This window comes from Rhodanobacter thiooxydans LCS2 (assembly GCF_000264375.1).
Taxonomy (GTDB): Bacteria; Pseudomonadota; Gammaproteobacteria; order Xanthomonadales; family Rhodanobacteraceae; genus Rhodanobacter; species Rhodanobacter thiooxydans.
Genome location: NZ_AJXW01000031.1, coordinates 1 through 6,695, shown reverse-complemented (window position 1 = coordinate 6,695; position 6,695 = coordinate 1). Strand labels below are relative to the sequence as shown.

Here is a 6,695-nt window from a genome sequence, read left to right as displayed (position 1 = left end):
GGGCGAGTCCACGCGATTACGCAGCAAGTGGGTGCCCTGAGAAAGCCGTGGCCTTGCGGCCGCGGTGTGGGGTGAATCAAGCGCCCGGGCTTACCAGATCCTTACCTGCTTCGCGCCGTCGCGCACCATCGCGTCGACCGTCTTGCACTGGAATGCCCTGGCGAATTCCGGCATGTTCGAAGGCGCGCCGATCGCGCGGAATTTCGCCGGTGCGTGCGGGTCGGTGTTGAGCAGGGTCAGCTGCGCCTCCGGGCGGATGTTGCCGCGCCACACGCGCGCCCAGTTGAGGAAGAAGCGCTGGTCCTGGGTGTAGCCGTCGATCTTGCGCTGCGCCTTGGCCGGGTTCTTCGCCAGTGCCATCTGCAGCGCGGTGTACGCCGCGTTGAGGCCGCCCAGGTCGCCGATGTTCTCGCCCATGGTGAGCTGGCCGTTGACGTGCTTGCCGGGCAGCGCCTCGTAGCCGTCGAACTGTGCGCCGAGCTTGGCGGTGCGCGCCTCGAACGCCGTGCGGTCCGCATCGGTCCACCAGTTCGCGTTGTTGCCGTGGGCGTCGAACTTGCTGCCCTGGTCGTCGTAGCCGTGGCCCATCTCGTGGCCGATCACCGCGCCGATGCCGCCGTAGTTGATCGCGTCATCCGCCTTGGCGTCGAAGAACGGCGGCTGCAGGATCGCCGCCGGGAACACGATCTCGTTCTTCTGCGCGCTGTAGTAGGCGTTCACCGTCTGCGGGGTCATGCCCCATTCGCTGCGGTCGACCGGCTTGCCGATCTTGGCGATGGCGTAGTCGTAGTTGAACTTGTCCGCCGCCTGCACGTTGCCGAAGTAGTTGGTCGGCGTCAGCGCCAGGCCGGACCAGTCGCGCCATTTGTCCGGGTAGCCGATCTTCGGCACGAAGGTGGCCCACTTCTGCAACGCCTTCTGTTTGGTCTCGTCGCTCATCCATTCGAGCTGCTCGATGCGCGTGCGGAAGGCCGCGCTGAGGTTGGCCACCAGTTCCTCGGCGCGCTGCTTCGAGGTCGGCGAGAAGTTGTCCGCCACATACAGCTGGCCCAGCGCCATGCCCATGCCGTCGTTGGTGGCGTCGAGCACGCGCTTCCAGCGTGGCTTCATCTCCTTCTGGCCGTTCAGGGTCTGCGCGTTGAACGCGAAGTCCTCCTGCTGGAACGGCGTGGACAGGTGCGGCGCCGCGCTGGCGATCGCGTGGTAGCGCAGGTAGGCCTGCCACTGCGCCAGCGGCATGTCGCCGAGCATCTTCTGCACCTCGGCGAAGAACTTCGGCTGCGACAGCGAGAAGCCATCCTTCACGTCGGCGCCCTGTGCCTTGAAGAACGCGGGCCAGTCGAAGTCCGGCGTTACCCGGTCGGCCTCGGCGATGCTGACGTAGTGGTAACGGTTTTGCGGGTTGCGCATTTCCACCGGCGGCAGCGACACGGCGGCGAGGCGGGTCTCGAACGCCAGCACCGCCTTGGCCTGCTGCTGCGCGTCGGCGGCGCCCACGCCGGTCAGTTCGAGCAGCTTCGCGATGTGCGCGACGTAGGCGGTGCGGATCTTCGCGAAGTCGGGCTTGGCGTAGTAGTCGACGGTGGGCAGGCCCAGGCCGCCCTGGCCGGCGTAGGCAATCTGCCGGTTGGAATCCTTGAAGTCGGCGTTGCCGGAGAAGCGGAACAGCACCGGCTCGCCGCGGGCGTAGCTGTCGCGGATATAGGCCACCACGTCGGCGCGGGTCTTCAGGGCGTCAATGCGCGCCAGCTGCGGCTTGACCGGATCGAAGCCGGCCCGCTCGATGGCCGCTACATCCATGCCGGAGGCATACAGGTAGCCGATCTTCTGCTCGATCGAACCCGGCTTGGCGGTGCCCGCTTCGCGCGCGGCCTGTTCGACGATTCGGCGCTGCACGTTGAGGCTGTCCTCGCGCAGCGCGTCGAACGAGCCCCAGCGCGTGCGGTCGGCGGGAATCGGGTTGGCGGCGACCCACCTGGCGTTGACGAAACCGTTGAAGTCGGTGCAGGCCTTGATCGAACTGTCCAGCTCGCTCACGTCGAAAGCGGTGGTGGCGGCCAGTGCGCTGCCGCCCAGCGTCATCGCCAGGGCGAATGCCAACGGCTTCATGCAACGGTGCTTCATGGAGGGTTTCCTTCGGGTCGGGGACGCGGGCGTCCGGTCGGTGCAGGTGTCGCAATAAATTGCGATCACCGCAGGCTAGGCAGGCGGCCGGCGAACTGCCCAGTGTCGAAGGTCATGCCCGGACCGCCTGTTCTAGGTCATGGTGGGCGCGCCGGACAGCGCACTATCATCATGACGATGAGCACCCAGACCCTTCCCGTTTTCCGCGCAGCGACCACGGCCGACGTCGACGCCATCGTGGTGCTGGTCGAATCCGCCTACCGCGGCGAATCCGGCCGGCGCGGCTGGACCACCGAGTCGCACCTGCTGGACGGCCAGCGTACCGACGCGGCTGATGTGCGGGGGCTGATCGAGCGTCCCGGCAGCCGCATCGTGCTGGCCGAACGCGATGGCCGGCTCATGGCCAGCTGCCATATCGAGCACCAGGGCGAGGCCGGCTACTTCGGCATGTTCGCGGTCGATCCAGCCGGGCAGGGCGGTGGCCTGGGCAAGCTGGTGCTGGCCGAGGCCGAGCGCGTCGCGCGCGAGGAGTGGCATTGCCGCGGCATGCGCATGACGGTGATCGTGCAGCGCGAGGAACTGATCGCCTGGTACGGCCGCCGTGGCTACCGGCGCACCGGGGACTACCAGCCGTTTCCCTACGGCGACGAGCGCTTCGGCATTCCCCGCCGCGACGACCTGCGCTTCGAAGTGCTGCGCAAGGACTTCGACGAGGTCGCGGCATGAACGACTGGGTCCGCGTCGGCACGCGCAGCGACTTCCTGCCGGGCGAGTTCAAGGTGGTATGGGACGGCGACACGCCGATCGCGGTGTACAACCTCGACGGCGCGCTGTACGCGGTGGAAGACACCTGCACCCACGACGGCGGCGACCTGGCCGGTGGCGAGGTGTTCGGCTTCGAGGTGGAGTGCCCGCGCCACGGCGCGCGCTTCGACCTGCGTACCGGAGCGGTGACCAAGCCGCCGGCCTACGAACCGATCGCCAGCTTCCCCGTACGCGAGGAAGACGGCGCGATCTGGACCCGCGACGACCGCTGACACGCTGTGCGTCGCCGGGGTTTTGCCGGCGGCAAAAGGCGGGGGGTGGCCATGAGGAACCGTGGGTGGGCGGTACTCGCCCTGCTGATGCTGCGGTTGGTGCCGGCCTTGCCGGCAGCGCGCAAGGCCTTACAAGTGGTAGACGAACGCCAGTGACTCCGTCAGCTGCGTGCGCGAACCGTAGCGGGTGACCAGCGGGCTGTCGCCGGCGCCGCCAAGCAGGCGCCCGTAGACCAGCGCCAGCGCCACGCCGGTATGCTGGCTGGTGGGCATGAACAGGTCGCACTCCAGCGAGGCCAGCTGGCCGCCGGCACCGGGTTGCCACACCGGTACCGACAAGGCGCGTGCGGCCTGCGGGTCGATGCCGAAGAAGCGGTTCATCGCCGGCGCGTTCATCGCCTGCCAGCGCAGCTCGAAGGACGGCTGGAGCAGCCCGAGCGGCGGCGGATCCCATTCGGCGTACAGCTCCAGGTAGGCGCCGGCGCCGTTGATGTCGTGGCTGAGGCTGCCGCCCACGTCGACCTGCCGGTTGAGCTGCCATTCGAGGTAGCCGCCCAGGTTGATCCGCGGCGACAACGACGCAATCTTCCCGCCCAGGCTGCCGAGGTCGTCGCGCGAGCGACCCCATTGGTAATCGCCATGGATGCCGCCGCGCCATGCATCGCCGCGGAACAGCTCGACCTGCAGCCCGTCCAGCGTGGAGAAGCTGCCGTGGCCGGGCAGCTCGATGTCGAGGTACGGCACCGGCTCGCTGTGCTGGCTCTTGGCGCCGGGCCAGCTGGGCATGCGCTGCATGCCGACACCGAGGGCGAACACGCTCGAGTCGGGCGCCGCCATGCTGCCTGGCGGCCACAGCAGGCAGACAGCCAGCAGCAGGGCGAGTTGCAACGGAATGGCGCGACGGTTCGACATGAGGCGGCAGCATACGGGCTGCCGGCGCACCGTGGCGGACGATGCAGGGCGCGCGCTCAGCGTCCGTTCCAAAAGGGGAAAGGGCACCGAAAGACAGCTTTCCTAGGCTGCACGACATCATCATGCCATGCGTGCCGACGATGCCCGTTTCCAGCTGGACCATTTTGTGCGATTTCGACGGCACCATTTCCGTCGAGGACGTGATCGACTCGCTGCTCGACCGCTTCGGCCGCCCCGGCTGGGAAGTGCTGGAGCAGGACTGGCGCGCCGGCCGGATCGGTTCGCGCGAATGCATGGCCGGCCAGGTCGACCTGCTGCAGATGAGCCGCGCCGAGCTTGACGAGCATCTGCGCGAGATGTGGATCGACCACGCATTCCCGGGCTTCGTGGCGAAGGCACGCGAACTCGGCGTGCCGATCCGCGTGATCAGCGACGGCCTCGATTACGCGATCCACCGCATCCTCGCCCGCTATGGCCTGGACGACCTGCCGCTGGCGGCAAACCATCTGGCCCCGGCCACGCCGCCGAAACAGTGGCAGCTGACCTCGCCGTTCCAGGCCGACGGCTGCCGCAGCGGCACCTGCAAGTGCGCCTGCGTGGCGAAGGCCCGCAGCGGTGGCGCGAAGACCCTGCTGATCGGCGACGGCGCCTCGGATTTCTGCGCCGCCGACCGCGTCGACTTCGTGTTCGCCAAGCATCGCCTGATCGAGCACTGCCGTGCCGCCGGCATCCCCTACATGCCGATCACCGGCTTCGAGGACGCGCTCGAGCTGCTGCCGCAACTGCTCGACGGCAGCCTGTTCGACCGTCCAGCCGTGCCGGCGCCGGTCGCGCTGGCCTGATCGCCGCCAACCCGCGCGGCTTCCCCATCCCGCTTACCGACTCCGGATTTCCGATGAATGTTTTCGACAAGAACGCTTCCGTGGTGATCGACGACGCCGAGCTGCTTGCCGACGAGGCGAAGTACAGCTCGTTCGGCGACACCGTGCACTACGTAAACCCGCCGAAGATCTTCCGCCACGGCGAAGGCAGCTACATGTTCGACACCGCCGGCACGCCGTTCCTCGACCTGCAGATGTGGTACTCGGCGGTCAACTTCGGCTATGGCAACAAGCGCCTGAACGACACGCTCAAGCGCCAGATCGACCTGCTGCCGCAGGTCGCCAGCCAGTATTTGCACCAGACCCGCATCGAGCTGGCCAAGACAGTGGCGCGGGATGCGAAGAAGAAGTTCGGCCTGGACGGCCGCGTGCACTTCAACGTGGGCGGCGCGCAGGCGATCGAGGATTCGCTGAAGCTGGTGCGCAACTACAAGAACGGCAAGAGCCTGATGTTCGCCTTCGAGGGCGGCTACCACGGTCGTACTCTGGGCGCCTCGTCGATCACCTCCAGCTACCGCTACCGCCGCCGCTTCGGCCACTTCGGCGAGCGCGCGATGTTCCTGCCGTTCCCGTACCCGTTCCGCCGCCCGAAGGGCATGACCCCCGAGGAGTATTCGGACAGCTGCGTGAACCAGTTCGCCCGCCTGTTCGAAACCGAATACAACGGCGTGTGGGATCCGAAAACCAACCAGTGCGAGTACGCCGCGTTCTACGTCGAGCCGATCCAGGGCACCGGCGGCTACGTCGTTCCGCCGATGGGCTTCTTCAAGGGCCTGAAGAAGGTGCTAGACCAGTACGGCATCCTGCTGGTGGTCGACGAGATCCAGATGGGTTTCTGGCGCACCGGCAAGCTGTGGTCGATCGAGCACTTCGGCGTCACGCCGGACGTGGTCGTGTTCGGCAAGGCGCTCACCAACGGCCTCAACCCGCTGTCCGGGCTGTGGGCGCGCGAGGAGATGATCAATCCCACCATCTTCCCGCCGGGCTCCACCCACTCCACCTTCAACTCCAACCCGCTCGGCACCGCGCTGGGTCTGGAAGTGATCAAGATGGGCTACGAGCTGGACTACGAGAAGACCGTGCCGGTGAAGGGCGCGCACTTCCTCGAAGGCCTGCGCGAGCTGCAGAAGAAGCACAAGGAAATCGGCGACGTCGATGGCCTCGGCCTCGCCCTGCGCGCCGAAATCTGCACCGAGGACGGCTTCACTCCGAACAAGGCGCTGCTCGACAAGATGGTCGACATCGGCCTCGCCGGCGACCTCACGCACAACGGCAAGAAGATCGGCCTGGTGCTCGACGTGGGCGGCTGGTACAAGAACGTGATCACCTTCGCGCCGTCGCTGGACATCACGCATGAGGAGATTGATCTGGCGATCAGCCTGCTGGATCAGTTGCTGACGAAGGCCAAGAAGGGCTGATTTGCGCGGTGTGGATCAAAGGCCCGGCAGGCGACTGCCGGGCCTTTTTCATGCCCGCGACTTTCTCCTTCTCCCCGTCATGCCGGCGAAGGCGAACATCGCACCCTCACATCCGTCATGCCTGCGAAGGCAGGCATCGCACTTCACTCGTCGCGCAAGACGACGCATGCCTTGTAGGAGCGCGCTTGCGCGCGATGCTTTTCGGCCCCAGCCAAAGCCAGAGCGGTCGATCGCCTTCGGCGACCGAGTCACTTTTCTCTTGCGTGGCCAAGAGAAAAGTAACCAAAAGAGAAGGCCACCCCGCTTGGCGCTTGCCGGGCATC

Annotated in this window: 6 protein-coding genes; 4 read left to right on the top strand and 2 right to left on the bottom strand. The window is 66.9% G+C overall.

Annotation, left to right across the window (positions count from 1 at the left end; all coding sequences use genetic code 11):
- Positions 1 to 90: 90 nt before the first annotated feature.
- Complete coding sequence (locus UUA_RS06910; protein ID WP_008435433.1) at positions 91 to 2,124, bottom strand: M13 family metallopeptidase; 2,034 nt, start codon at positions 2,122 to 2,124, stop codon at positions 91 to 93.
- 177 nt (positions 2,125 to 2,301) lie between these two features.
- On the opposite strand from UUA_RS06910, the gene UUA_RS06905 reads away from it, so the two are divergent.
- Positions 2,302 to 2,850: a GNAT family N-acetyltransferase gene (locus tag UUA_RS06905; RefSeq protein ID WP_008435431.1), complete on the top strand. Its 549-nt coding sequence runs from the start codon at positions 2,302 to 2,304 to the stop codon at positions 2,848 to 2,850.
- A complete protein-coding gene (locus UUA_RS06900) occupies positions 2,847 to 3,161 on the top strand; it encodes a non-heme iron oxygenase ferredoxin subunit (protein WP_008435429.1) in 315 nt (104 codons plus the stop codon). Before UUA_RS06905 ends, UUA_RS06900 begins: the two co-directional genes overlap by 4 nt.
- A 129-nt stretch (positions 3,162 to 3,290) precedes the next feature.
- Here UUA_RS06900 and UUA_RS06895 read toward each other — a convergent pair whose 3' ends face one another.
- On the bottom strand, positions 3,291 to 4,073 hold the full coding sequence (locus tag UUA_RS06895) for a MipA/OmpV family protein (RefSeq protein WP_008435427.1): 783 nt from the start codon (positions 4,071 to 4,073) through the stop codon (positions 3,291 to 3,293).
- Positions 4,074 to 4,213: 140 nt separating this feature from the next.
- On the opposite strand from UUA_RS06895, the gene UUA_RS06890 reads away from it, so the two are divergent.
- Positions 4,214 to 4,915: an MtnX-like HAD-IB family phosphatase gene (locus UUA_RS06890; RefSeq protein WP_008435426.1), complete on the top strand. Its 702-nt coding sequence runs from the start codon at positions 4,214 to 4,216 to the stop codon at positions 4,913 to 4,915.
- A gap of 53 nt (positions 4,916 to 4,968) precedes the next feature.
- Entirely contained in the window at positions 4,969 to 6,372 is a 1,404-nt protein-coding gene (locus UUA_RS06885; RefSeq protein WP_008435425.1) for an aspartate aminotransferase family protein, read from the top strand.
- The last annotated feature ends 323 nt before the right edge of the window (positions 6,373 to 6,695 follow it).

Excerpts from the sequence above, each read along its gene's own strand:
- UUA_RS06885 (WP_008435425.1), top strand. The coding sequence starts at position 4,969 with ATGAATGTTTTCGACAAGAACGCTTCCGTGGTGATCGACGACGCCGAG.
- UUA_RS06905 (WP_008435431.1), top strand. The coding sequence starts at position 2,302 with ATGAGCACCCAGACCCTTCCCGTTTTCCGCGCAGCGACCACGGCCGAC.
- UUA_RS06910 (WP_008435433.1), bottom strand. The coding sequence starts at position 2,124 with ATGAAGCACCGTTGCATGAAGCCGTTGGCATTCGCCCTGGCGATGACG.
- UUA_RS06900 (WP_008435429.1), top strand. The coding sequence starts at position 2,847 with ATGAACGACTGGGTCCGCGTCGGCACGCGCAGCGACTTCCTGCCGGGC.
- UUA_RS06890 (WP_008435426.1), top strand. The coding sequence starts at position 4,214 with ATGCCCGTTTCCAGCTGGACCATTTTGTGCGATTTCGACGGCACCATT.
- UUA_RS06895 (WP_008435427.1), bottom strand. The coding sequence starts at position 4,073 with ATGTCGAACCGTCGCGCCATTCCGTTGCAACTCGCCCTGCTGCTGGCT.